The sequence below is a fragment of the Pseudomonas sp. NFIX28 genome (assembly GCF_900107395.1).
GTDB lineage: Bacteria > Pseudomonadota > Gammaproteobacteria > Pseudomonadales > Pseudomonadaceae > Aquipseudomonas.
The window spans coordinates 53216-76878 of the sequence record NZ_FNPW01000014.1; the positions used below are offsets into that span (position 1 = coordinate 53216).

Consider the following 23663-nt stretch of genomic DNA (forward strand, 5'->3'; position numbering starts at 1 on the left):
GCTGCGGTGAGGCAGGTGGAATGCGGTTGGCCGTTTTGCGGGCGCTGCGCGCCCGATCGCAGCCTCGCGGGGCTCGGCAGCGGCTACGGGTTTTCCGTTTTGCTTGCGCGTTTTTTGTAGCCGCTGGCGCCTTCGCGATCTCAAGCGTTAAAGCTGTTCGCTGATCGGACACTATTTTGTTTTGCTCTTGTGTGAAAGTGGAACCGAGTTCTAAATATTTTAAATTTCGTGTTCCGATAACAATCACACGAGGATCCCGCCTTGGACTCGCCTTTGCGCATTGCCCTGATCGGCGCCGGCAATATGGGCCAGCAGCATTATCAACACCTCAAGACCCTCACCGAGGCCAGGCTCTGTGCCGTGGCCGATCCTGGGCCGCAAGCCGCGGGAATCGCCGATGGCTGGCAGGTGCCGTATTACCCCGAGTATCGACGGATGCTCGAACAGGCCCGCCCCGATGCAGTGATCGTCGCCAACCCGAACAACCTGCACGTCAGCACCGCGCTGGATTGCCTGGCCGCCGGCGTGCCGGTGCTGCTGGAGAAACCGGTCGGCGTGCAACTGGAGGAGGCGCGCGAACTGGTCGCTGCGGTGAAAGCCAGCGGCGTCCCGGTGCTGGTCGGGCATCATCGGCGCCATAACCCGCTGATCGCCCGCGCCCATGAGTTGCTGCGGGGCGGGGCGGTGGGCCGCTTGACCACGGTTACCGCGCTCTGGCAATTGCACAAGCCCGACAGCTATTTCGAGATTCCCTGGCGCCGCGAGCCCGGGGCCGGAATGCTGCTGACCAACCTGATTCACGACCTCGACCTGCTGCGTCACCTGTGTGGCGAAGTGCGGCAGGTGCAGGCTGTCACCAGCAATGCGGTGCGCGGTTTTGCCAATGAGGATTGCGCCGCCGTCCTGTTGCAATTCGCCAACGGCGCCCTGGGCAGCCTGACCGCTTCCGACGCCGTGGCGGCGCCCTGGAGCTGGGAGCTCGATTCCGGCGAGAACCCGGTGTATCCGCGCCAGGCCGACCAGCCATGCTACCTGCTGGCCGGCACCGGTGGCGCCCTGAGCATTCCGCAGCTCAAGCGCTGGCAATACGCCGAGGCCGGGGCTGGCTGGCATCAGCCGTTGCTGGTGAGCGAGGAAAATGTCACCGCCGCCGAAGCCCTGCGCCTGCAATTGCAGCACTTCGTCAAAGTGGCGCGGCGCGAGGTCGAGCCGCTGGTCAGCGTGGCCGATGCGGCGCGGACCCTGGCGCTGATCGAGGCGATTCGCGAAGCGGCCGCGACCGGCCGGGCCTGCGCTCCGGCGCTGATCGAGGAATGAGCATGAACGAACGCATTCTTTCCCTGGCCAGCCTCACGGTGCTGGAGATTTCGCCGCCGCAGATGGTCGAGGTCGCCGCCCGTGCCGGTTACAGCCACGTCGGTTTGCGCCTGGTGCCGGCGACGCCGGAAGAACACCACTTTGCCCTGGTGGCCGACGCCGAGTTGCGCCGGCAGACCCTGAGCCGCCTGCGCGACACCGGCATTTGTGTGCTGGATGTGGAGATCCTGCGGCTCAAGCCGCAAACCCGGGTGGCGGACTTCGAAGCGGTGCTGGCGGTGGGCGCGGAGTTCGGCGCCAGCGAGCTGCTGGTGGCCGGCAACGACCCCGACGAAGGGCGCATGACCGAGCGCTTCGCCGAACTGTGCGACCTGGCGTCGATCTACGGCTTGCACCCGCACCTGGAGTTCATGCCGTGGACCGATGCACGCAACCTGGAACAGGCGCTGCGGGTGGTGGAGAACGCCGGCCGCGGCAATGCCGCGGTGCTGGTGGACGCGTTCCACTTCGATCGCTCGGCCTCGCGCCTGGAAGACCTGGCGCAGGTCGCGCCAGCGCGGTTGCGTTATGCCCAGCTGTGCGACGTGGCCGGCCCGCGCCCGGACGATATGCAGGAGATTTTGCGTCAGGCCCGCAACGAGCGGCGTTTCCCCGGCGACGGCGATTGCGACCTGACGGGGCTCTTGCGCTGCTTGCCGGCCAACCTGCCGTTGAGCCTGGAAATCCCCACGGTGGCATTGCTCGAGCAGGGCGTTAGCGCCCTGGAACGGGCGCAGCTGGCGCTGGACAAGACTCGCGCGCTGCTCGCCCGGCTTTAGCGGGTAGCGGGTGCGACTTTTTTCGCGGGCAAGCCTCGCTCCTACGGACCCGGTTTCGTAGGAGCGAGGCTTGCCCGCGAAGCTGTTTTCTACACACAAACCCTATCTTGAGAGGCCCCGCGGATGACCCTCAGCACACCCCTTTGCGGTGTCAACCAGCCCTTCAAGGGCATCCTGCTGGTCGTCGTGGCGACCTTCCTGTTCGCCAGCCACGACGCCTTGTCGAAGTACCTCTCGGGGTTCTACCCGGTGGTGATGGTGGTCTGGGCCCGCTACCTGATCCATACCCTGCTGATGGCCGGGATCTTCCTGCCGCAATCGGGCCTGCGAGTGCTGCGCACCAAGCGGCCGCTGTTGCAGTGTGTGCGGGCCTTGTGCCTGCTCAGCACCAGCCTGCTGTTCACCTCGGCGCTGCTGTTCATTCCGCTGGCCGAAGCCACCGCGGTCAACTTCCTCGCGCCGGTGCTGGTCACCGCGCTGTCGGTGCCGCTGCTCGGCGAGCGGGTCACGCGGGGCCAGTGGCTGGCGGTGATCTGCGGCTTTATCGGGGTGCTGATCATCGTTCACCCGGGCGGCGACCTGTTCACTCCGGCGGTGTTGCTGCCTTTCTGCTCGGCGCTGTTTTTCTGCTTCTACCAACTGCTGACCCGCAAACTCGCCGAGCACGACAGCCCGACCACCAGCAACTTCTTCGCCGGCCTGTGCAACACCCTGGCGATGAGCGCGCTGGTGCCGTTCTTCTGGCAGCTGCCGAGCTTTACCCATGGCGTGCTGATGTTGGCGCTGGGGGCCTGCGGCATGACCGCCCACCTGTTCCTGACCCAGGCCTTCCGCCATGCAGCGCCGGCCTTGCTGGCGCCGTTCGGCTATTGCCAGATCGTCTTCGCCGGGTTGCTGGGCTGGCTGCTGTTCAGCCATACGCCGCTGCCAATCACCCAGCTGGGCATCGCCGTGATCTGCCTCAGCGGCCTGGCGGCTGCCTGGCAACAGCGTCGGCGCTGAGTTGCGTTGGTAACAGGGGGACAGCCGGTATCGACTGAGAGAAGAAAAAAAGCAGGCCCGGACTTACTGCCGATCAGCGAGGGCGATCCCCCGTAGGAGCGAAGCTTGCTCGCGAAAAACCTTAACGACAACGCGCACTATCTGGTTCAACGCGCTGTGCTGGAGGTCTTCGCGGGCAAGCCTCGCTCCTACATTAGGCCCGGAACCGGGCCTGCGAGAGGAAAGCGTCAGTCTTCTATTTTTGGAATCTTGCGTGGGGCCATGAAGTACATCCAGGTCAAGGCAATGAAGTACATCGCCGGGATCAGGGTGAACAGCACGGTGTAGTTATTGTTGGTGACGGTCAGGATGTGGCCCACCAGCTGGGTCATGAACATGCCGCCGATGGCCGCGCACATGCCGCCGAAACCGAACACCGTGCTCATCATGTGCTTGGGCGTGTAGTCCATCACCAGGCTCCAGATGTTGGCGGTCCAGGCCTGGTGCGCGCCGATGGCCAGGGAGATGGCGAACACCGCCAGCCACAGGTTGCTGGCGCCGGCCGCCATGACCACGCCGACGATGCAGCAGGCGAACAGCAGCATGGACATCAGGCGCGCCTTGATCGGGTTGACTCCGCGGCCGATCAGGAACGACGAGAGGATGCCGCCGCCGACGCTGCCGAAGTCGGCGGTCAGGTAGATGATGATCAGCGGGATGCCCATCTGGGTCACGTTGATGCCCAGGTTGTACTGCTGGTTGAGGAAGGGTGGCAGCCAGTACAGGTAGAACCAGAACACTGGCGCGGTGATCGAGTAGGCGAGGGCGAAGGCCCAGGTGCCGCGCATGCGCAGGATGCGCGAGAAAGGCACGCGGGTCTGTTCCGGCTCGACTTCTTTCTGGATGTATTCAAGCTCGGACTGTTTGACCGTCGGATGGTCCTCCGGGTTGAAGTACTTCAGGCCCCAGAACAGCAGCCAGACGCCGCCCAGCGCGGCCATGCACAGGAACGCCGCCTGCCAGCCCCAGGCGTGCAGGATCAACGGCAGCAGCATGGGCGTGAACATCGCGCCGACGTTGGTCCCGGCGTTGAAGATGCCGGTGGCCACCGCGCGTTCGCCGGCCGGGAACCACAGGCGCGTGGTCTTCACGCAGGCCGGGTAGTTGGCGGCCTCGGTCAGCCCGAGGATGAAGCGGCAGACCATAAAGCCCGCGGCCGAAGTGGCCAGGCCGTGAGCGCCGGTGGCCAGGCTCCACAGCAGCACCGCGAAGAAGAACACGCGCTTGACGCCGACCCGGTCGATCAGCCGTCCCTGCAGGACGAAACCGACGGCGTAGCCGACCTGGAACCAGAAGTTGATGTTGGCGTAGTCCATCGCCGTCCAGCTCATTTCCTTGGCCAGGATCGGTTGCATGACCCCCAGGGCGGCGCGGTCGATGTAGTTCAGGGTGGTGGCGAAGAACACCAGGGCGAGCATGCCCCAGCGGGTCTTGCCGACCGCCATGGCACCGCGGATCTTGTCGCCGATGCCACCGGAGGCGGTGCCGAGGCTCGAGGCCATGCGGGAGCTTTGAGAAGGAATCATGTGGGCCATCCGTTCAATGACTGACGAGGGACAACTCGTCGGGACTCAAGGGCGCGTGATCGATTGTCGACTGTGCGGACGGACCGCGGGGGAACTCGATGATCGATCGGCTGAGTGCTTTGGTCGACGCGCGTCGGGCGCGGCGGTGGAAAGCGGGTTGGTCAGCGTGCGGGCATGGTCAGCCCAGGGGCCGTAGTGTGTCCGTCTGAAGGCGGCGGTGAGAGGCGTGGGCGGATGAGAGCTGCGGGAGCAGGCAAAGAAGTGTGGCGTTGAGTGCAAGCATGAGGGTGTACCCGATTTTTGAAATTTTTATGGTGTGTTCTGGGTCTTTGGCGATTGAAGCCCGCAGGTTCGGTGCCGGCTCAATGTGCTGTCGATGGTGCGTAGTGGACGAAAAATCGTCAATTCGCCAACGGGCATTTTGTTCGATAATCGCACGAAAAACTAACTGGTTCGTACACTTTAAATTGCTGTCTGCAATGCCCGGCTCAATAATCCGCCCCATCCAATAACCAACGTACCTGTAGCCGCTGCCGCAGGCTGCGATGGCCCGCGAAGCGGGCGCGGGAGCTTCAGTGCGCTGGAGGACCTGCGGCAGCGGCCACAGGCACGGCGCCCGATCTGTGGTCATTACCGGGAGTTGAAACATGCAGCGTTCCATTGCCACCGTCTCCTTGAGCGGTACCCTGCCGGAAAAACTCGAAGCCATTGCCGCCGCCGGTTTTGACGGCGTGGAAATTTTCGAGAACGACCTGCTCTATTACGACGGCAGCCCCCGGGAGATCCGCCAGATGTGCGCGGACCTGGGCATCGCCATCACCTTGTTCCAGCCCTTTCGCGATTTCGAAGGCTGCCGCCGCGACCGCCTGCAGCGCAACCTGGAGCGCGCCGAGCGCAAGTTCGACCTGATGCAGGAACTGGGCACCGACCTGGTGCTGGTGTGCAGCAACGCCGCGGCCGACAGCGTCGGCTACCGGCAGATCCTCGTGGACGACCTGCGCCTGTTGGCCGAGCGCGCCGGCAGCCGTGGCCTGCGCATCGGCTACGAAGCCCTGGCCTGGGGCCGGCACGTCAATACTTATCAACAGGTGTGGGACATCGTCCGCGAGGCCGACCACCCGAGCCTGGGCGTGCTGCTCGACAGCTTCCACACCTTGTCGCTCAAGGGCGACCCGGCGGCGATCGCCGAGATTCCCGGGGACAAGATTTTCTTCGTGCAGATGGCCGACGCGCCGATCCTGGCCATGGACGTGCTGGAGTGGAGCCGGCACTTTCGCTGCTTCCCGGGGCAGGGCGATTTCGACTTGCCGGGGTTCCTCGCGCCGATCATCAAGAGCGGCTACACCGGGCCGTTGTCGCTGGAGATCTTCAATGACGGTTTCCGTGCCGCGCCCCCACGCGCCAATGCCGCCGATGGCCTGCGTTCGCTGCTGTACCTGGAGGAGAAAACCCGCCAGCGCCTGGAACAGGAAGCCGCGCCGGTGGCCAATATCGATACCCTGTTCGCGCCGCCGCCGGCCAGTGAGTATGGCGGCACCGAGTTCCTTGAGTTCGCCGTGGACGACGCGCTGGGCGCCAAGCTTGGCGGCTGGCTGGAACGCCTGGGGTTCGCCAGGGCCGGCCTGCATCGCTCGAAGAACGTCAGCCTGATGCGCCAGGGCGATATCAACCTGATCCTCAACTCTGAGCCGTACTCCTTTGCCCACAGTTTCTTCGAAGCCCACGGCCCCTCGGTGTGCGCCACGGCGATCCGGGTCAAGGACAGCGCCAAGGCGCTGGAGCGCGCGGTGGCCTACAAGGGCCAGCCGTATCGCGGGCTGGTGGGGCCCAACGAGCTGGAACTGGCCGCGGTGCGCGAGCTGGATGGCAGCCTGATCTACCTGGTGGACCAGGAGCAGGGCGGCCAGCACCTGTACGACACCGATTTCAATATGTTCCCGGGCGTGGTGGCCAAGGGCGGCCTCAAGCGCATCGACCACATGGCCATGGCGCTGCCGGCCGAGAGCCTCGACAGCTGGGTGCTGTTCTACAAGAGTCTGCTGGATTTCACCGCCGACGACGAAGTGGTGCTGCCCGATCCCTACGGGCTGGTGAAGAGCCGGGCGCTGCGCAGCCGCTGCAGCAGCATTCGTCTGCCGCTGAACATTTCCGAAAACCGCAAGACCGCGATCTCCCATGCGCTGTCCAGCTATGGCGGCTCGGGCGTGCATCACATCGCCTTCGATTGCGACGATATCTTTACCGAAGTCAGCCGGGCCAAGGAAGCGGGCGTGCCGCTGCTGGACATCCCGCTCAACTACTACGACGACCTGGCGGCACGCTTCGATTTCGACGACGAGTTCCTCAGCGAACTGGCCTATTACAACGTGCTCTACGACCGCGACGCCCAGGGCGGCGAGTTGTTCCACGTCTACACCGAGCCGTTCGAAGGGCGCTTCTTCTTCGAGATCATCCAGCGCAAGAATGGCTATGTCGGTTATGGCGCGGCGAACGTCGCGGTGCGCCTGGCGGCCATGGCCAAATCGCGCAGCGGCGGGGCGCGGCACGCCAAGTTGTAGGAGTTTCGTAACGGCGGCGGCAAAGGGCCGCCATCCTGCTTTCCTTCGCTGCGCGAGGCGGCCCATAATCGGCCGGGTGTGTAGTGATGGCCGTGAGCCCCAGAATGACAATGACCAGAGAACTCTCCGTAGCGCCCGAACAGCCTGTGATCGAGTCGCGCAAGAGTCGCAAGAACAACCCGGAAAAGACCCGCGAGAACATTCTTCAAGAAGCCATTGTCGAGTTCGTGCAGCAGGGTCTGTCCGGTGCTCGGGTGGATGCCATCGCCGAGCGCATCCACACCTCCAAGCGCATGATCTATTACTACTTCGGCAGCAAGGAGCAGCTGTACGTCGAGGTGCTGGAGAAGCTCTACGGCGATATCCGCAACACCGAAAGCCGCCTGCACCTGGCGGAGCTGGCGCCGCGCGATGCGATTCGCCGGCTGGTGGAATTCACCTTCGACCACCACGACCGCAACGTCGATTTCGTGCGCATCGTCAGCATCGAAAACATCCATAACGCCGAGTACGTGAAGCGCTCCGAAGCGATCAAGGCGATGAACAACACCATCCTCCATGCCCTGGGCGAGATCCTCCGGCGCGGTGTCGACGAGGGTGTGTTCCGCGCCGGCCTGGACCCGCTGGACGTGCATTTGCTGATCAGTTCGTTCTGCTTCTACCGCGTGTCCAACCGCCACACCTTCGGCGAGATCTTCCAGATCGACCTGCCCGACGAAGCGATCAAGCAGCGCCACCGCGAAATGATCTGCGAATCGGTGCTGCGTTACTTGCAGGCCTGATCGCCTAGGCGGTTGAGCCGCGCTGCCGATCGATCAGGCGGCACAGGGTTGCAACCGCATCCGGCATCGACTCCGCCCGGGTATTGCCAAAGCCCATCAGCAAGCCAGGGCGTGATTCGCCCTGGGCTCCGACGAAAAAACCTGACAGCGGCGCGACCCCGATCTTGCGGGCATGGGCGGCGGCCGCGATCGCCTGGTCGTCGAGCCCATCGGGCAGTTCGGCGAGCAGGTGCAATCCGCTGGTGCTGCTGGCTACCCGCATGCGCTCGCTGCCGGCGTTGTGAATGGCCGCCAGCAAGGCGGCGCGACGCTGCGCATAAACCGCCTGGCTACGACGGATATGGCTGCCGAGGTGGCCATTGCCGATGAACTCCGCCGCCGTCGCCTGGAGCGACACAGGCACGCGGTGGCCGCTGCCATTGCGCACGTTGCGCAATACCTCCACCACGGCCTCGGGGGCGACCAGGAATCCCAGGCGCAGGCCCGGCGCCAGCAGCTTGCTCAAGGTCCCGACATAAATGACCCGCCCCTGATTGCCGTCCAGCGCCTTGAGCGCCGGGGTTGGCGCGCCGCCGTAGCGAAACTCGCTGTCGTAATCGTCTTCGAGGATGAAGGCGTCGGCATCGTGGGCCCATTGCAGCAAGGCCAGGCGCCGCGCCAGGCTCATGCCGACCCCCAGGGGATACTGGTGCGAAGGCGATACCAGGGCGAGCCGGGCGTCGGGCGCGAGCCGGCGGCCGGCCTGCACATCCAGGCCTTCCGCATCCACCGGAACGCCCACCGCCTGCACACCGGCCAGCACCACGCTGCGGTAGGCCGCATCGTAGCCGGGGTTCTCGACCCAGACCCGTTCCCCCAGGTCGGTGAGCGCCAGGGTGGCAATCGACACCGCTGCTTGGGCACCGGGGGTAATCACGATGTGGCTGGCCTGGCATACCACCCCGCGCGCCGCGCCGAGGTAAGCCGCCAAGGCTTCGCGCAATGGCAGCAAGCCCTGCGGGTCGCCGTAGGACAGGTCGGGCAGTGGCCGGCGCCGCCAGAAGCGGCCTTCCAGGCGCCCCCACAACGCATAGGGAAAAGCATCCAGCGCCGGCAGGCCCGGGGTCAGCGGCCAGGCGGCCCGGGCCACGGACATCGAGTCGCTCCCGGTCAGCGCCCGCGCCCGGGTGGAGCCGACGGGGGCTGCTATCCGGGCGGGTGGCGGGGTCGTTTGCTCGGCGATCCGTGCCATGACGTAGGTACCCGAACCTGTCCGGGCCTCGAGGAACCCCTCGGCGATCAACTGCCCGTAGGCCTCGGTCACGGTCATGCGCGATAGCCCCAACTGTGTCGCCAGCACACGGGAAGCCGGCAGGCGGATGCCGGCCTTGACGCTGCCGTCGGCGATGCCTTTGCGCAGGAACAGCAGCAACTGCTCGCGCAAGGACAAGTGGCCGTCCTTGGCCAGTTGCAGGCGGTTCCAGATGGGATAGGCGGTTTTGCGGGTTTTCATCGGGGCCTGTGGATCGTCGGTGGCAGCTGGAAAGTGGTATGGGATATTGATCGAAAGTGGATATTTTATATAGACCATTGCCTGCGGATACTCCCTCGCCTCCAAACATCCAGAGGGCTCCCCGATGAAAACCGCCAGCATCAGAATCGCTGACCTGCTGCATCCGAGCGTTGCCGCGCTGATTTCAGTCATCGTCAATTACGGCGGAACCTTCATTCTGGTTTTCCAGGGGGCCAAGGCGGCCGGCCTGAGCCCGGAGCAGACCGCCTCGTGGATCTGGTCGATCTCCATCGGCGTCGGCCTGACCGGCGCCTGGCTGAGTTATCGCTACCGCGAGCCGATCATTACCGCCTGGTCGACACCGGGCGCGGCCTTCCTGATCGCGGTATTGCCGAGCACGCCTTACCCGCAAATGATCGGCGCCTTCATGCTCTCGGCTGTCGGCTTCGTCGTGCTGGGCATGTCGGGCTATTTCGAGCGGGTGGTGAAGCTGATCCCACCGGGGATCGCGGCGGGCCTGCTGGCGGGCATTCTGTTGCGCTTCGGGATTGGCGCTTTCGACGGCGCGGGGGTCGATCCTTTGCTGGTGGGCGCGCTGCTGCTCAGCTATGTGGTGCTGCGCCGCTTTACCGCGCGTTATGCGATTGTCGGGGTATTGCTGATCGGCATCGTGCTGTTGCTCGGCTTGGGGCAGGTCAGTTTCGCCAGCCTCGAGCTCAAGCCGGCCCTGCCGGTGCTGACCTGGCCGGTGTTCTCGCTGAATGCGTTGCTGAGCGTGGCCCTGCCGTTGTTTCTGATCACCCTGACCGGCCAGTACATGCCCGGCATGCTGGTGCTGCGCAACGATGGGTTCAAGACCAGTGCCAATCCGATTCTCACCGCCACCGGCCTGGGCTCGTTGTTGATGGCGCCGTTCGGTTCCCATGCGTTCAACGTCGCGGCCATTACCGCCGCGATCTGTACGGGCAAAGAGGCGCATGAGGAACCGGCCAAACGTTACCTGGCCGGCCTGGCGTGTGGGGTGTTGTATCTATTGGTGGGGATCTTCGGCAGCACCCTGGCGGCGCTGTTCGTGGTCCTGCCGGCGGCCTTTATCACCACCCTGGCGGGCCTGGCCCTGCTGGGGGCGATCGGTGGCAGCCTCGCCACCGCGCTGGTCGAGCCCAACGGCCGGGAAACCGCCTTGATCACCTTCCTGGCGACCGCCGCCAATATCACCTTGTTCGGTTTGGGCGGCGCATTCTGGGGCTTGCTGGCGGGGCTGCTGGCGCATGGCGTGATACACGGTCGACTGCGGCCCGCCGGTCGTCATGAACGCGCCTAGTCGCCATGCATGGCCGCGGGGAGTGTGCCGAGAGCGGAGCCGATCACAGCCCCGCACTGATCCGGTCAGGCACTGTCAGCCATTCATGCTCTGGAAATGCGCGAGCATGCGCTGGGCATCCGGTGTCACGCCGCTGAACAGTTCGAACGCCTTCACCGCCTGGAACACCGCCATGTTGCCGCCGTCGAGGGTGCGGCAGCCGAGGGCGCGGGCGTTGCGCAGCAGCTCGGTTTCCAGCGGGAAGTAGACGATCTCCGCGACCCACAATTCAGAGCGCAGCAACTCGACCGGTACCGGCATGCCCGGCAGCTTGGCCATGCCCATCGGCGTGGTGTTCACCAGGCCGTCGGCGGCAGCCAGGGTGGCGGGCAGGTCGAGGCCGGCCTTGGCCCGGCCGGCGCCGAAATGCTGGTTGAGGTTGTCCGCCAGGCTCTGGGCGCGGGCGCTTTCGACATCGAAGATATGCAACTGCCGCACGCCTTCGCTGAGCAGCGCATGGGCCACCGCGGCACCGGCACCGCCGGCGCCCATCTGCACCACACGCTCCAGGGCCACGCCCTGCAAGCCGCGACGGAAACCCTCGGCAAAACCCAGGCAATCGGTGTTGTGACCGATGCGCTTGCCATCCTTGAGTGCCACGGTATTCACCGCGCCGATGCCACGGGCCTCGGGCGACAACTCGTCGAGCAGCGGGATGATGCTTTGCTTGCATGGAAAAGTGATGTTCAGCCCGGTGAAACTCATGCGCTCGGCGGCCAGCAGCAAATCGGGCAGGGCGCTGCTGTCCAGTTGCAATGCGTCCAGGTCGATCAGCCGGTACAGGTAGCGCAGGCCCTGGGCGTCGCCTTCATGTTCATGCAGCGCCGGGGTGCGCGAAGCCTGGATGCCGGCGCCGATCAGCCCGGCCAGTACTGTGTGCTGCTGGGTCATGCCCGGGCTCCTTGAAAATGCTGGCCGAAATGCGCCAATGCCAGGCGATAGCCGTGGCTGCCGAACCCGCACATTACCGCCAGGGCGATGCCCGAGACAAAGGAATGATGGCGGAACGGCTCGCGGGCGTGGACGTTCGACAGGTGCACTTCGATCACCGGCAACTCGCTGGCCACCAGGGCATCGCGGATCGCCACCGAGGTGTGGGTCCAGGCCGCCGGGTTGATCACGATCCCGGCGCAACGGCCACGGGCACCGTGAATCCAGTCCAGCAGCTCGCCTTCATGGTTGGTCTGGCGAAACTCGACGCCCAGGCCGAATTCCTCGGCGGCACGCCCGCACAGCGCGGAAATGTCGGCCAGGGTCTCGTGACCATAAGTGGCGGGTTCGCGGGTGCCGAGCAGGTTCAGGTTCGGGCCGTTGAGCACCAGAACGATAGGGCGCATGAGGTGTTTCTCCGTTGTTATTGTGGGCGCGGCTCGAGCGGCCGGCGGCTGGGGATAAATTGTACTAACTGGTTAATTTGGTCAATTGCACCGGGACGACGAAACGCTGGCGCTGGCATTAAGTGTTCGGTGATCGAACGTATCCCTGTTGCGTGTGGTATTCGCCAACCCACTTCAGGCGGGGCTGCAACGGCCGCACAGCCGGTTGGCGGGCAAGGTGCAGAGGCTGCCATGAAAGGCTCGGGCACAAAAAAGCCGTCGCGGGGACGGCCTTTTTGTGGCGGGCGACAGGCAATTAACGCCGGGTCAGCAAGACCCCGGATTCCATGTGGTGGGTCCACGGGAACTGGTCGAACATCGCGCAGCGGGTGATGCGGTGGGTGTCGTGCAATTGGGCGATGTTGGCCGCCAGGGTCTCTGGGTTGCACGAGATGTACAGGATGTTGTCGAAGCGCCGGGTCAGCTCGCAGGTGTCCGGGTCCATGCCGGCGCGCGGCGGGTCGACGAACACGCTGCCGAACTCGTAGCTTTTCAGGTCCACGCCCTGCAGGCGGCGGAACGGACGCACTTCGTTCAGCGCCTCGGTCAGCTCTTCGGCGGACAAACGCACCAGGGTGACGTTCTCCACCGCGTTTTCGCTGAGGTTGCTCAGGGCCGCGTTGACCGAGGTCTTGCTGATTTCGGTGGCCAGTACCTTGCGCACCCGGGTGGCCAGCGGCAGGGTGAAGTTGCCGTTGCCGCAGTACAGCTCCAGCAGGTCGTCGGGGCGATCGCCCAGGGCGTCGTAGGCCCAGTTGAGCATCTTCTGGTTGACCGTGCCGTTGGGCTGGGTGAAGGCGCCTTCGGGCTGGCGGTAGCTGAAGGTGCGCCCGCCGACTTCGAGTTTCTCCACCACGTAATCGTGGCCGATCACTTCGCGCTTGCCCTTGGAACGGCCGATCACGCTGACGTTCAGGTCGGCTGCCAGCTGGCTCGCCGCGGCGTGCCAGTGCTCGTCCAGCGGGCGGTGATAACACAGGGTGATCATCGCGTCGCCGGCCAGGGTGGTGAGGAACTCGACCTGGAACAGCTTGTGGCTCAAGGCGCTGCTGGCTTGCCAGGCGGCCTTGAGTTGCGGCATCAGCTGATTGATGCGCTGGCTGGCGATCGGGAATTCCTCGATCAGGATCGGCGTGCGTTTGTCTTCCTGGGAAAACATCGCGTAATGACGCTCGCCGGCTTCGCGCCACAGGCGGAACTCCGCGCGCAGGCGGAAGTTCTGCAGCGGCGAGTCGAACACGGTCGGCTCTGGCGCATCGAACGGCGCCAGCAGTTCACGCAGGCGCGCGACCTTGTCGGCGAGCTGGGTGGCGTAAGCCTGGGAATCGAAAGTCATGCGTTGAACCAACCCAACTTGATCACAAACAGTATCGACAGGATCACCAGCGGCGCGTTCAGCTCACGGCCACGGCCGGACAGCAGTTTGATCGCGGTCCAGGCAATGAAACCGAAGGCGATGCCGTTGGCGATGGAGTAAGTGAATGGCATGGCCAGGGCAGTGACCACGACTGGCGCGGCGACGGTGATGTCTTCCCAGTCTATTTCCGCCAGGCCCGATGTCATCAGCACCGCGACGAACAGCAGGGCCGGGGCGGTGGCGAAGGCCGGGACGCTGGCCGCCAGCGGCGAGAAGAACAGCGCCAGCAGGAACAGGATCGCCACGACGATGGCGGTCAGGCCGGTGCGGCCACCGGCGCTGACGCCCGCGGCGGATTCGATGTAGCTGGTGGTGGTCGAGGTGCCCAGCAGGGAGCCGGCCATGGCCGCGGTGCTGTCGGCGATCAGGGCCCGGCCCATTTTCGGCATGTGGCCGTCCTTGCCCATCAGGCCGGCGCGCTTGGCGACGCCGATCAGGGTGCCGGAGTTGTCGAACAGGTCGACGAACAGGAAGGCGAAGATCACGCTGACCAGGCCGATGTCCAGCGCGCCCTTGATGTCCAGTTGCAGGAAGGTCGGGGCCAGCGAAGGCGGCATCGAGGTCACGCCGCCGAACGGGGTGAAGCCCAGGGCGATGGAGACGATGGTCACCGAGAGGATGCCGATCAGCACCGCGCCGCGGACTTTCAGGGCTTCCAGGGCGACGATCAGGGCAAAGCCCAGGGTCGCGAGGATCGGCGCCGGCTGCTTGAGGTCGCCGAGGCCGACCATGGTCGCCGGGTTGCCGACCACGATGCCGGCGTTGTGCAGGGCGATCAGCGCCAGGAACAGGCCGATGCCGGCGGCGATCGCCGAGCGCAGCGGCAGCGGGATGCTGTTGATGATCCATTCGCGGATCTTGAAGATCGACAGCAGGAAGAACAGCACCGCCGAGATGAACACCGCGCCCAGCGCCACTTGCCAGGTATGGCCCATGTGCAGGACCACGGTGTAGGTGAAGAAGGCGTTCAGGCCCATGCCCGGCGCGAGGGCGATCGGGTAGTTGGCGATCAGGCCCATCACGGTCGAGCCGATGGCGGCGGCCAGGCAGGTGGCGACGAACACCGCGCCCTTGTCCATGCCGGTCTCGCCGAGGATGCTCGGGTTGACGAAGAGAATGTAGGCCATGGCCAGGAAGGTGGTGAGGCCCGCGAGAATCTCGGTCCGCACGTTGGTGTTGTGTGCCTTGAGTTGAAACAGCCTTTCCAGCATGTCTGCTCCCCGTGGCGCGCAGGGCGCCGTGAATGTATCGACCCAGACAGCAAAGCACAGACCATAAAAAAGCGTCCGGGGATTTTGTGCTGGTCGGAAAAAGCCGCGCATCATACCAGCAGCGTAAGGCTATGGCTGCGATCGTCGGCGATGTTTTGCCAAGGTGGCGACTGGGGCATACTGCGCCGACGTTTTTAGGGGGAACTTATGCACGGCACGATCAAAACGCTGGCCCTGGCGGCAGCGGCGAGCACCTTGTGGTGGGGCGCACCGGCGGCCATGGCCCGTTCCGCGCCGCCCTTGAGCCAGGTGGAGATCCTCAAGGTCGAGTCGCCTTCGTGCGGCCTGGAAGATGTGTCGGACGGGCGCGACAAGACCTCCTGCGATCACCAGGGCCCGAATATCAAGGTGTATGTGCTGGAAATCGGCTACGGCCGCCAGCCCCGCGTGGCGCTGGATGGCTTCGAGGTCAACGGCACGCGCGCGGCGGTCTGCGAGGAAGGCTCCAGCCTGGTGCCGTGCGGTAACGCCGGGATCACCGTCGGCTACATCTATACCTTCGACCTGGCCGGCAAGCAGGAAGGCACCTTCACCTTCAGCAACACTTCGCTCAATGCGCCGGGCAACAGCATGAGCGCGCAGATCCAGATCAAGTGACGCCTGTGCCCGAACGCGGGGGCAAGGAAAGCTGACTAAGCTTTAAAGACCTTATCGCGGACACAGCCCATGACCTTTAGAGCCCTGATTCCCCTCGCCGAGGGTGTCGACGACCTGCAAAGCGTGACCCTGATCGATGTGCTGCGCCGCGCTCAAGTCGAAGTGCTGGTGGCCAGCATCGAAGGGCGGCGCATGCTCACCTGCGCCCGCGGCACCCGCATGACCGCCGACGGCATGCTGGTGGATGTGCTGGCGCAGAACTTCGACCTTGTCGTGCTGCCCGGTGGCGCCGTGGGCGCGCAGCACCTGGCGGCGCATCAACCGCTGATGCAATTGGTCAAGGACCAGGCCGCCGCCGGACGCCTGTTCGCCGGCATCGGCGAAGCGCCGGCCGTGGCCTTGCAGAGTTACGGGGTGCTGCGCCAGCGGCGCATGACCTGCCTGCCCAGCGCCAGCCATCAGCTGTCGGGCTGTAACTTCGTCGACCAGCCGGTGGTGGTGGATGGCAACTGCATCACCGCGCAAGGCTCGGGCGCGGCCCTGAGTTTCGCCCTGACCCTGGTGGAACAGTTGTGCGGCCGGGGCCGGCGGACGGTGGTGGAGGGGGAGTTGCTGGTTTAGCGATCAGCAGACATGAGCGGCAATAGGCTCGATGCGCGGTAACAAGTCTTGCTCGGTATGCCAGATATCGTAGTCAGCCTGTACCGCCAGCCAGACCTTGGCTTTACCTATTCCGGCGCGTTCCAGCCTTACCGCCAGTTCCGGCCGGATCGGCGCATGGCCATTCAGCACTTTGGACAGATGGGGGCGGGCGTAGCCAAGACGCCTGGCCAGTTCCGTCACGCTGATTCCCAGCTCGGGCAATACATCCACACGTAGTGTTTCACCGGGGTGTGGCGGGTTGTGCATGGGCATGATCCTGCCTCCTGTTCAGTGGTAATCCAGATAGTCGACCAGCTCGATATCCGAACCCGTAAAACGAAAAATCACTCGCCAATTGCCCGATACGGTCAGGGACCAGTATCCGCGACGCTCGCCCTTGAGCGGATGCAACCGCCATCCCGGAAGGTCGAGATCGTCAGGCTCTGTCGCGTGATCCATGAAAGGCAGCATGCGCGCCAGGCGCCTCGCATGATCGGCCCGGATCCCTCGAGTCGATCCCGTTTCATAGAAGGCCTTGAGGCCTTTGTGCTGAAAGGATTTGATCATGCGGCGAGTGTAAGGCGATACATTACACTCTTCACAGCGGATATGTATTGCAGCGCGTGAACCGGACGATCAATGGCCATCTCCCGCGCGGCTCATATCACCCTGAATCAGGCCTTCGCTTCTTCCACCGGCTCATGCATGCGATCGCGACGGGCCAGGGTCGGGAACAGTTTTATCCACACCCCGGTCACCAGCAGGGTGCTGACTCCGCCCAGGACCACCGCCGGCACGGTGCCGAACCAGTGGGCGGTGAGCCCGGACTCGAATTCGCCAAGCTGGTTGGAGGCGCCGATGAACAGGCCGTTGACGGCGCTGACCCGGCCACGCATTTCGTCCGGGGTTTCCAGCTGCACGAAGGAGGCGCGGATCACCATGCTGATCATGTCCGCCGCGCCCAGCACCACCAGCACCGCAAGCGAGAACCAGAACGAGGTCGACAGGCCGAAGGCGATGGTGGCGACACCGAACACGCCGACGGCGGTGAACATCACCCGGCCGACATGGCGGTCGACGGCAAAGCGCGCCAGCCACAGCGACATCAGCAGCGCCCCCACCGCCGGCGCCGAACGCAGCAGGCCCAGGCCCCAGGCGCCGGTGAGCAAAATGTCCTTGGCGAACACCGGCAGCAGCGCGGTGGCGCCGCCCAGCAATACGGCAAACAAGTCCAGGGAGATGGCGCCGAGAATGTCCGGCCGGCTGCGTATGAAGCGCACCCCGGCGAGCAACGAATCGAGGGTGGCCTTGCCCTTGTTCAGCGGCGTCTGCCGCGCGGGCAGGTTGAGCATCAGGCAGCAGGCAATCACATACAGCAGCACGGTCGGGCCATAGACCCACACGCTGCCGAAGGCGTAGAGCAACCCGCCCAGGGCCGGCGCGACGATGGTCGCCGATTGCTGGGCCGACTGGGCGGCCGCCACGGCGCGCGGGAACAGCGCGCTGGGCACGATGCTCGGCAGCAGTGCCTGGGTGGTCGGCATTTCGAAGGAGCGGGCGGCGCCCAGCAGGAAGGCGAGGATGAAGATCATCTCGCGAGTGACGTTATGGGTCGCGCTGCCGATGGCCAGGGACAGGGCAATCAGTGCCTGCAGCGTCTGGCAGATGGCCGCCACCTTGCGCCGGTCATAGCGGTCGGCCACATGCCCGGTGTGCAGCATGAACAGCACCCGCGGCGCGAACTCCACCAGCCCGACCAGGCCCAGGTCGAGCACGTTGCCGGTCAGTTGGTAGAGGTTCCAGCCAATGGCCACGGTGAGCATCTGGAAGCCGCTGGCGGTGAAGATCCGCGCCAGCCAGAAAGCAATGAACGGACGGTGATGGCGAAGCAGCAGAGGGTCTTGGCTAGGCATCTCAAAGGCAGGTCTTGGGCGTGGAGTGAGGCGAGGTTATCACCAAGATGTAACCAATAGTTGCAGAAACGTTAGCCTCGCATCTATCCCGTTTATTCGAAATAACCCAATCCCTGTAGCCGCTGCCGCAGGCTGCGATAAGGGCCGAAGGACCTTCGACGGTGCAGAAATCGCCACGACCGTTCCGGTCGATCGCAGCCTGCGGCAGCGGCTACAGGGAGAGCAAAACTTCGGGAAAACCCCGTGCTTGACGTGGCGAGGCAACCTGTCACGCGACAAAAGACCACACAAACCGATGATGAAAATGCGACTACTCTTTCAACGTTGATTGATCCAGATCAAAACCTTTTCCAAGGTTGGGTCTGGCGGCCACATGGCCAGACTCCCTGCGTTGCGATGGGTTTAAAAAGAACGAATTCGAATTCGCCACACTCCATATCCGTGGGGACAGTGGGTGCAGGCCTCCAGCCGGCAGCCGGTATTACCTGACAGAGGAAAGCTTATGTTCGGTTTGGAGGCACTTGATCTCGCCCGAATTCAGTTCGCGTTCACCATCTCATTCCACATCCTGTTCCCCGCCATCACCATCGGTTTGGCGAGCTACCTCGCGGTGCTCGAAGGGTTGTGGCTCAAGACTCGCGACGATACCTACCGTGACCTGTACCACTTCTGGTCGAAGATCTTCGCCGTCAACTTCGGCATGGGAGTGGTCTCGGGCCTGGTCATGGCCTACCAGTTCGGTACCAACTGGAGCCGTTTTTCCGATTTTGCCGGTGCCGTCACCGGGCCGCTGCTGACTTATGAAGTGCTCACCGCATTCTTCCTCGAGGCCGGTTTCCTCGGGGTCATGCTGTTCGGCTGGAACCGCGTGGGGCGCGGCCTGCACTTCTTTTCCACGGTCATGGTGGCCGTCGGCACGCTGATTTCGACCTTCTGGATTCTCTCGTCCAACAGTTGGATGCAGACCCCGCAAGGCTACGAAATCATCGATGGCCGGGTGATTCCGGTGGACTGGCTGGCGGTGGTGTTCAACCCTTCGTTCCCGTACCGCCTGGCGCACATGGCCACGGCCGCGTTTGTCGCCACGGCGTTCTTCGTCGGTTCGTCCGCGGCCTGGCACCTGCTGCGTGGGCGCGACAACCCGGCGATTCGCCGCATGCTGTCGATGGCCATGTGGATGGCCCTGATCGTGGCGCCGATCCAGGCCGTGATCGGCGACTTCCATGGCCTCAATACCCTCAAGCACCAGCCGGCGAAAATCGCCGCGATCGAAGGCCATTGGGAAAACGTCGGTGACGAGCCGACCCCGCTGATCCTGTTCGGCTGGCCGGACATGAAGGAAGAGAAGACCAAGTTCGCCGTCGAGATCCCGTATCTGGGCAGCATCATCCTCACCCACTCGCTGGACAAGCAGGTGCCGGCGCTCAAGGAATTCCCGCCGCAAGACCGACCGAATTCGACCATCGTGTTCTGGTCGTTCCGGATCATGGTCGGCCTGGGCATGCTGATGATCCTCACCGGCCTGTGGAGCCTGTGGCTGCGCAAGCGCGACCGCATCTACCACAACCGTGCGTTCCTGTACCTGGCGCTGTGGATGGGCCCGTCCGGCCTGATCGCGATTCTCGCCGGCTGGTTCACCACCGAGATCGGCCGCCAGCCGTGGGTGGTCTATGGGCTGATGCGCACCGCGGATGCGTCTTCCGGGCATAGCCTGACGCAGATGAGCATTACCCTCGCGCTTTTTGTCGTGGTGTATTTCGCGCTGTTCGGGGCAGGCCTGGGCTACATGATGCGCCTGGTGCGCAAAGGGCCGAAGACCAACGAAGGCAAGGAAGTCGCCCACGGCGGCCCTGGCCAGAAACGCACGCCGGCCCGTCCGCTGTCGGCCGCCGACGACGATGCCGAAGACAACGGCACCAGCCTGAACAAGGGGAATTGAGTCATGGGTATCGATCTTCCGCTGATCTGGGCCGTGATTATCATCTTCGGCATCATGATGTATGTGGTCATGGACGGTTTCGACCTGGGCATCGGGATTCTCTTCCCGTTCGTCAAGGACTCACGCGACCGTGACGTGATGATGAACACCGTCGCCCCGGTCTGGGACGGCAACGAAACCTGGCTGGTGCTGGGTGGTGCCGCGCTGTTCGGCGCCTTCCCGCTGGCTTATTCGGTGGTGCTCTCGGCGCTGTACATGCCGCTGATCCTGATGCTTATCGGCCTGATCTTCCGTGGCGTGGCCTTCGAGTTCCGCTTCAAGGCCAAGGAAGCCAAGCGCCATATCTGGGACAAGGCGTTCATCGGTGGTTCGGTGGCGGCGACCTTCTTCCAGGGCCTGGCGCTGGGTGCTTTCATCGACGGCCTGCCGGTGGTCAACCGCCAGTACGCCGGCGGATCGCTGGACTGGTTCACGCCGTTCACGCTGTTTTGCGGCGTCGCGCTGGTGGTGGCCTATGCCTTGCTCGGCTGCACCTGGCTGATCATGAAGACCGAAGGCAAGTTGCAGGAGCAGATGCACGACCTGGCGCGGCCTTTGGCCTTCGTGCTGCTAGGCGTGATCGGCATCGTCAGTATCTGGACGCCGCTGGCCCATCCGGAAATCGCCTCGCGCTGGTTCACCCTGCCGAACCTGTTCTGGTTCCTGCCGGTGCCGATCCTGGTGCTGGTGACCATGTACGGCCTGCTGCGCGCGGTGGCCCGCAATGCTCACTACACGCCGTTTTTGCTGACCCTGGTGCTGATCTTCCTCGGCTACAGCGGCCTGGGCATCAGCCTGTGGCCGAACATCGTGCCGCCGTCGATCTCGATCTGGGACGCCGCCGCGCCGCCGCAAAGCCAGGGCTTCATGCTGGTGGGCACGCTGTTCATCATCCCGTTCATCCTGGGTTACACCTTCTGGAGCTACTACGTGTTCCGCGGCAAGGTCACCCACGAAGATGGCTACCACTAGCCAATGCATCGCTCCCTTGCAGGAGCGAAGCTTGCTCGCGATGGCGTCCTTACCGGCGCCATCCCCACGAAATAAGAGGAGTCACGCCCATGTCCGGTAAACCCTCGTTGCAGGAAATCGAAGAAGCCGAGAAGAAGCCGCTCTGGCAGCGCCTGGGCTGGCTCGCCGGGATCTGGGCCGGCAGCGTGCTGGCGCTGTTTATCGTCGCCAGCCTGATGCGCATGTTCATGAACGCCGCGGGCCTGACCACGCACTGATTTTCACCACCGCTCATCCCATCCCGTTGCCTCGCGGCACGGTTTTATAACCCTCCTCTGGAGGGTTTTTTTTGGTCTGGGGTTGCCACGTTTTTCTTCCGTAGGAGCAGCCGGTCGACGCTCGATTGCTCGCGATGAACGATAACGCAGTGCTTCAGGCAGTCCGCGTGACACGTATCGCGAGCAAGCTTCGCTCCTATGGAGAGGGGGTTATTTGCGGGCCTTGAGGATCACGAACTTGGGCGTGGCGGCCACTTGCTCGACGCCGCGGAACAGCCGCGCCAGCTTGCTGTGATAGCCCAGGTGACGGTTGCCGACGATGTACAGCGCGCCGCCCACCACCAGGGCTTCGCGGGCCTGCTGGAACATGCGCCAGGCGAGGAAATCGCCGACCACCTGCTGCTGGTGGAAGGGCGGGTTGCACAGCACCACGTCCAGCGACTGCGGTTCCTGCCCGGCCAGGCCGTCGCCGGCGCGCACGATCACCTCGCGCTGGCCCAGGGTCGCGCGCCAGTTTTCCAGGGCCGATTGCACGGCCATGAAGGATTCGTCCACCAGCGTGTAGTGGGCCTCTGGGTTCTGCAGGGCGCTGGCGATGGCCAGTACGCCGTTGCCGCAACCGAGGTCCGCGACCCGGGCCTTGCCGAGGTTTTTCGGTAGGTGCGGGAGGAAGGCGCGGGTGCCGATGTCCAGGCCTTCGCGGCAGAACACGTTGGCGTGGTTGAGCAGCTCGATGGCCGGCTCGTCGAGCTTGTAGCGGGTCGGGTAGGGCGAAACCGCCGGGGTTTTCGCCTCCGGGGTGGCGATCAGCAAGCGGGCCTTTTTCACCGCCAGCGAGGCCTGCACCGGGCCAATGTAGCGTTCCAGCAGGTCGCCGGCGGCCCGTGGCAGGTGCTTGACCATCGCCGCGGCCACCACCTGGGCGCCCGGGGCCAGTTGGCCTTGCAGGCGAATCAGCTGTTCTTCCAGCAGGGCCAGGGTCTTGGGCACGCGGATCAGCACGCGGTCGAACGGCCCGCTCAGCGGCTCGCTGGCGGGCAGCACGGTGACGGCGTCGAACGGCAGGCCATTGCGCACCAGGTTTTTCTCCAGCGCCAGCGCGCCGAGGAACGAATCGCCGCTGCTGCGCACCTGCACGCGCCCGACCAGGCTGGCCGCCAGCGCGCCGAAGCTGTCGTTGAGCACCAGCACCCGGGTCTCGGCCGTCGGCTGCTGTTCGGCGAGGTGATTGAGCAAATACTCGTCGGCCGCGTCGAAAGCTTGCAGGGGCTCGTTCTGTTGTTCGGGCTGGCGGATCAGGTCGAGCTGGGCGAAGGGGCTGTCGAGCAGGGGCATGGGACGGACTCTTGGTAATCGGTGAATGTCCTGCCGGCGGGAGGGGCGCGAGGCGGGCGGGACCGTTCGGGCAGATGGCGCGCAGGCCGCGGGACATCGGCTCGAAGAGGCGGCAATGGTACGTTTTTTTGCGCCTGATTGCCCGTGCTCTATGCCATTACAAACCGCCGGTGTTTCTGCCGCGCGCTTTGCGGGACACTAAGGGCATTCGCTTATTGGAGCCTGCCATGACTGCCAGTGCAGAAAAATACACGCGCCAGACCTTGCTCGACGTCCAACCCTTGACGCCCAGCCTGTTTACCCTGCGTACCACGCGGGATGCGGGTTTTCGTTTTCGCGCCGGGCAATTCGCCCGCCTGGGGGTGACCAAGGCCGATGGCAGCACGGTGTGGCGCGCGTATTCCATGGTGTCTTCGCCCTTCGACGAGTTTCTCGAGTTCTTCTCCATCGTCGTGCCCGGCGGCGAATTCACCAGCGAGCTGAGCCGGCTGGGGGAGGGCGACACCTTGCTGGTGGACCGGCAAGCGTTCGGTTACCTGACCCTGGACCGTTTCGTCGATGGCCACGACCTGTGGCTGCTGGCCACCGGAACCGGGCTCGCGCCTTTTGTCTCGATCCTGCAGGACTTCGAGGTCTGGGAGAAATTCGAGCGGATCATCCTGGTCTACAGCGTGCGCGAGGCCAAGGAGCTGGCTTATCAGCAATTGCTGGCCGAGCTGAGGGAGCGCGATTATCTGGCGGAAGTTGCGCACAAGCTGCAAGTCATCACCACCGTGACCCGCGAGCAGCATCCGGGCAGCCTCAATGGGCGGATTACCCATTTGCTCGAAAGCGGCGAACTGGAGCGGGCGGCGGGGATAGAACTGAGCGCCGAGCACTCGCGCGTGATGCTCTGCGGCAACCCGCAGATGATCGACGACACCCGCGCCTTGCTCAAGCAACGGGACATGCACCTGAGCCTGACCCGACGGCCCGGCCAGGTGGCGGTGGAAAACTACTGGTAAAAAA

The 23663-nt window shown here is 64.4% G+C and carries 23 protein-coding genes; 12 read left to right on the forward strand and 11 right to left on the reverse strand.

Going from position 1 to position 23663, the window contains the following annotated elements:
- Positions 1-261 precede the first annotated feature (261 nt).
- The 3 genes from BLV20_RS23560 to BLV20_RS23570 all read left to right on the forward strand — a co-directional run bounded on the left by BLV20_RS23560 (position 262) and on the right by BLV20_RS23570 (position 3137).
- Positions 262-1317, forward strand: coding sequence for a Gfo/Idh/MocA family protein (locus tag BLV20_RS23560; RefSeq protein ID WP_092304848.1), 1056 nt, complete (start codon positions 262-264; stop codon positions 1315-1317).
- A 2-nt stretch (positions 1318-1319) separates the two neighbouring features.
- A complete protein-coding gene (locus BLV20_RS23565; RefSeq protein WP_092304849.1) occupies positions 1320-2135 on the forward strand; it encodes a sugar phosphate isomerase/epimerase family protein in 816 nt (271 codons plus the stop codon).
- Positions 2136-2258: 123 nt separating this feature from the next.
- Complete coding sequence (locus tag BLV20_RS23570) at positions 2259-3137, forward strand: DMT family transporter (RefSeq protein ID WP_092304850.1); 879 nt, start codon at positions 2259-2261, stop codon at positions 3135-3137.
- A gap of 227 nt (positions 3138-3364) precedes the next feature.
- Here the strand turns inward: BLV20_RS23570 and BLV20_RS23575 are convergent, their stop codons facing one another.
- Both BLV20_RS23575 and BLV20_RS23580 read right to left on the reverse strand, forming a co-directional pair.
- Positions 3365-4702, reverse strand: a complete 1338-nt coding sequence (locus tag BLV20_RS23575) for an MFS transporter (RefSeq protein ID WP_092304973.1) — start codon at positions 4700-4702, stop codon at positions 3365-3367.
- A gap of 178 nt (positions 4703-4880) precedes the next feature.
- Positions 4881-5363: a hypothetical protein gene (locus tag BLV20_RS23580; RefSeq protein ID WP_139192734.1), complete on the reverse strand. Its 483-nt coding sequence runs from the start codon at positions 5361-5363 to the stop codon at positions 4881-4883.
- On the opposite strand from BLV20_RS23580, the gene quiC reads away from it, so the two are divergent.
- Positions 5350-7260: a 3-dehydroshikimate dehydratase QuiC gene (gene quiC, locus BLV20_RS23585; protein ID WP_092304852.1), complete on the forward strand. Its 1911-nt coding sequence runs from the start codon at positions 5350-5352 to the stop codon at positions 7258-7260. The genes BLV20_RS23580 and quiC overlap by 14 nt on opposite strands.
- Positions 7261-7364: 104 nt before the next feature.
- Positions 7365-8042, forward strand: coding sequence for a TetR/AcrR family transcriptional regulator (locus tag BLV20_RS23590; protein WP_092304853.1), 678 nt, complete (start codon positions 7365-7367; stop codon positions 8040-8042).
- A 4-nt stretch (positions 8043-8046) separates the two neighbouring features.
- Here BLV20_RS23590 and BLV20_RS23595 read toward each other — a convergent pair whose 3' ends face one another.
- Complete coding sequence (locus BLV20_RS23595) at positions 8047-9612, reverse strand: MocR-like pyridoxine biosynthesis transcription factor PdxR (protein ID WP_256577867.1); 1566 nt, start codon at positions 9610-9612, stop codon at positions 8047-8049.
- 46 nt (positions 9613-9658) lie between these two features.
- Between BLV20_RS23595 and BLV20_RS23600 the strand changes: the two genes are divergently transcribed.
- The gene (locus BLV20_RS23600) at positions 9659-10858 is read left to right on the forward strand and encodes a benzoate/H(+) symporter BenE family transporter (protein WP_092304854.1); all 1200 of its coding nucleotides are present in this window, start codon (positions 9659-9661) and stop codon (positions 10856-10858) included.
- A 75-nt stretch (positions 10859-10933) separates the two neighbouring features.
- Here the strand turns inward: BLV20_RS23600 and BLV20_RS23605 are convergent, their stop codons facing one another.
- The 4 genes from BLV20_RS23605 to BLV20_RS23620 form a co-directional block, all read right to left on the reverse strand.
- Positions 10934-11788 (reverse strand): shikimate dehydrogenase, encoded by an 855-nt coding sequence (locus tag BLV20_RS23605; protein ID WP_092304855.1) that lies wholly within the window; start codon positions 11786-11788, stop codon positions 10934-10936.
- Positions 11785-12234, reverse strand: coding sequence for a type II 3-dehydroquinate dehydratase (aroQ, locus tag BLV20_RS23610; RefSeq protein WP_092304856.1), 450 nt, complete (start codon positions 12232-12234; stop codon positions 11785-11787). The genes BLV20_RS23605 and aroQ overlap by 4 nt, the downstream gene beginning before the upstream one ends.
- Before the next feature lie 295 nt (positions 12235-12529).
- Positions 12530-13609, reverse strand: coding sequence for a tRNA (uridine(54)-C5)-methyltransferase TrmA (trmA, locus tag BLV20_RS23615; RefSeq protein ID WP_092304857.1), 1080 nt, complete (start codon positions 13607-13609; stop codon positions 12530-12532).
- The gene (locus tag BLV20_RS23620) at positions 13606-14901 is read right to left on the reverse strand and encodes an NCS2 family permease (RefSeq protein ID WP_092304858.1); all 1296 of its coding nucleotides are present in this window, start codon (positions 14899-14901) and stop codon (positions 13606-13608) included. The genes trmA and BLV20_RS23620 overlap by 4 nt, the downstream gene beginning before the upstream one ends.
- 207 nt (positions 14902-15108) lie before the next feature.
- On the opposite strand from BLV20_RS23620, the gene BLV20_RS23625 reads away from it, so the two are divergent.
- Together BLV20_RS23625 and BLV20_RS23630 are read left to right on the forward strand one after the other, a co-directional pair.
- Positions 15109-15558: a DUF4879 domain-containing protein gene (locus tag BLV20_RS23625; protein ID WP_092304859.1), complete on the forward strand. Its 450-nt coding sequence runs from the start codon at positions 15109-15111 to the stop codon at positions 15556-15558.
- A gap of 69 nt (positions 15559-15627) precedes the next feature.
- Positions 15628-16179, forward strand: coding sequence for a DJ-1 family glyoxalase III (locus BLV20_RS23630; RefSeq protein ID WP_092304860.1), 552 nt, complete (start codon positions 15628-15630; stop codon positions 16177-16179).
- Between the two features lie 3 nt (positions 16180-16182).
- Here BLV20_RS23630 and BLV20_RS23635 read toward each other — a convergent pair whose 3' ends face one another.
- The 3 genes from BLV20_RS23635 to BLV20_RS23645 all read right to left on the reverse strand — a co-directional run bounded on the left by BLV20_RS23635 (position 16183) and on the right by BLV20_RS23645 (position 18113).
- Complete coding sequence (locus BLV20_RS23635; protein ID WP_092304861.1) at positions 16183-16473, reverse strand: HigA family addiction module antitoxin; 291 nt, start codon at positions 16471-16473, stop codon at positions 16183-16185.
- A gap of 15 nt (positions 16474-16488) precedes the next feature.
- Positions 16489-16767, reverse strand: a complete 279-nt coding sequence (locus BLV20_RS23640) for a type II toxin-antitoxin system RelE/ParE family toxin (protein ID WP_092304862.1) — start codon at positions 16765-16767, stop codon at positions 16489-16491.
- Between the two features lie 107 nt (positions 16768-16874).
- On the reverse strand, positions 16875-18113 hold the full coding sequence (locus BLV20_RS23645; RefSeq protein WP_092304863.1) for an MFS transporter: 1239 nt from the start codon (positions 18111-18113) through the stop codon (positions 16875-16877).
- 502 nt (positions 18114-18615) lie between these two features.
- On the opposite strand from BLV20_RS23645, the gene BLV20_RS23650 reads away from it, so the two are divergent.
- The 3 genes from BLV20_RS23650 to BLV20_RS23660 all read left to right on the forward strand — a co-directional run bounded on the left by BLV20_RS23650 (position 18616) and on the right by BLV20_RS23660 (position 21320).
- Entirely contained in the window at positions 18616-20052 is a 1437-nt protein-coding gene (locus BLV20_RS23650; protein ID WP_092304864.1) for a cytochrome ubiquinol oxidase subunit I, read from the forward strand.
- A gap of 3 nt (positions 20053-20055) precedes the next feature.
- Positions 20056-21063 (forward strand): cytochrome d ubiquinol oxidase subunit II, encoded by a 1008-nt coding sequence (cydB, locus tag BLV20_RS23655; protein WP_092304865.1) that lies wholly within the window; start codon positions 20056-20058, stop codon positions 21061-21063.
- 89 nt (positions 21064-21152) lie between these two features.
- Entirely contained in the window at positions 21153-21320 is a 168-nt protein-coding gene (locus BLV20_RS23660; protein ID WP_092304866.1) for a DUF2474 domain-containing protein, read from the forward strand.
- Between the two features lie 210 nt (positions 21321-21530).
- Here BLV20_RS23660 and BLV20_RS23665 read toward each other — a convergent pair whose 3' ends face one another.
- On the reverse strand, positions 21531-22655 hold the full coding sequence (locus tag BLV20_RS23665) for a methyltransferase (RefSeq protein WP_092304867.1): 1125 nt from the start codon (positions 22653-22655) through the stop codon (positions 21531-21533).
- A gap of 227 nt (positions 22656-22882) precedes the next feature.
- Here BLV20_RS23665 and BLV20_RS23670 point away from each other — a divergent pair, with 227 nt between their 5' ends.
- Entirely contained in the window at positions 22883-23659 is a 777-nt protein-coding gene (locus BLV20_RS23670) for a ferredoxin--NADP reductase (RefSeq protein WP_092304868.1), read from the forward strand.
- Positions 23660-23663: the final 4 nt, after the last annotated feature.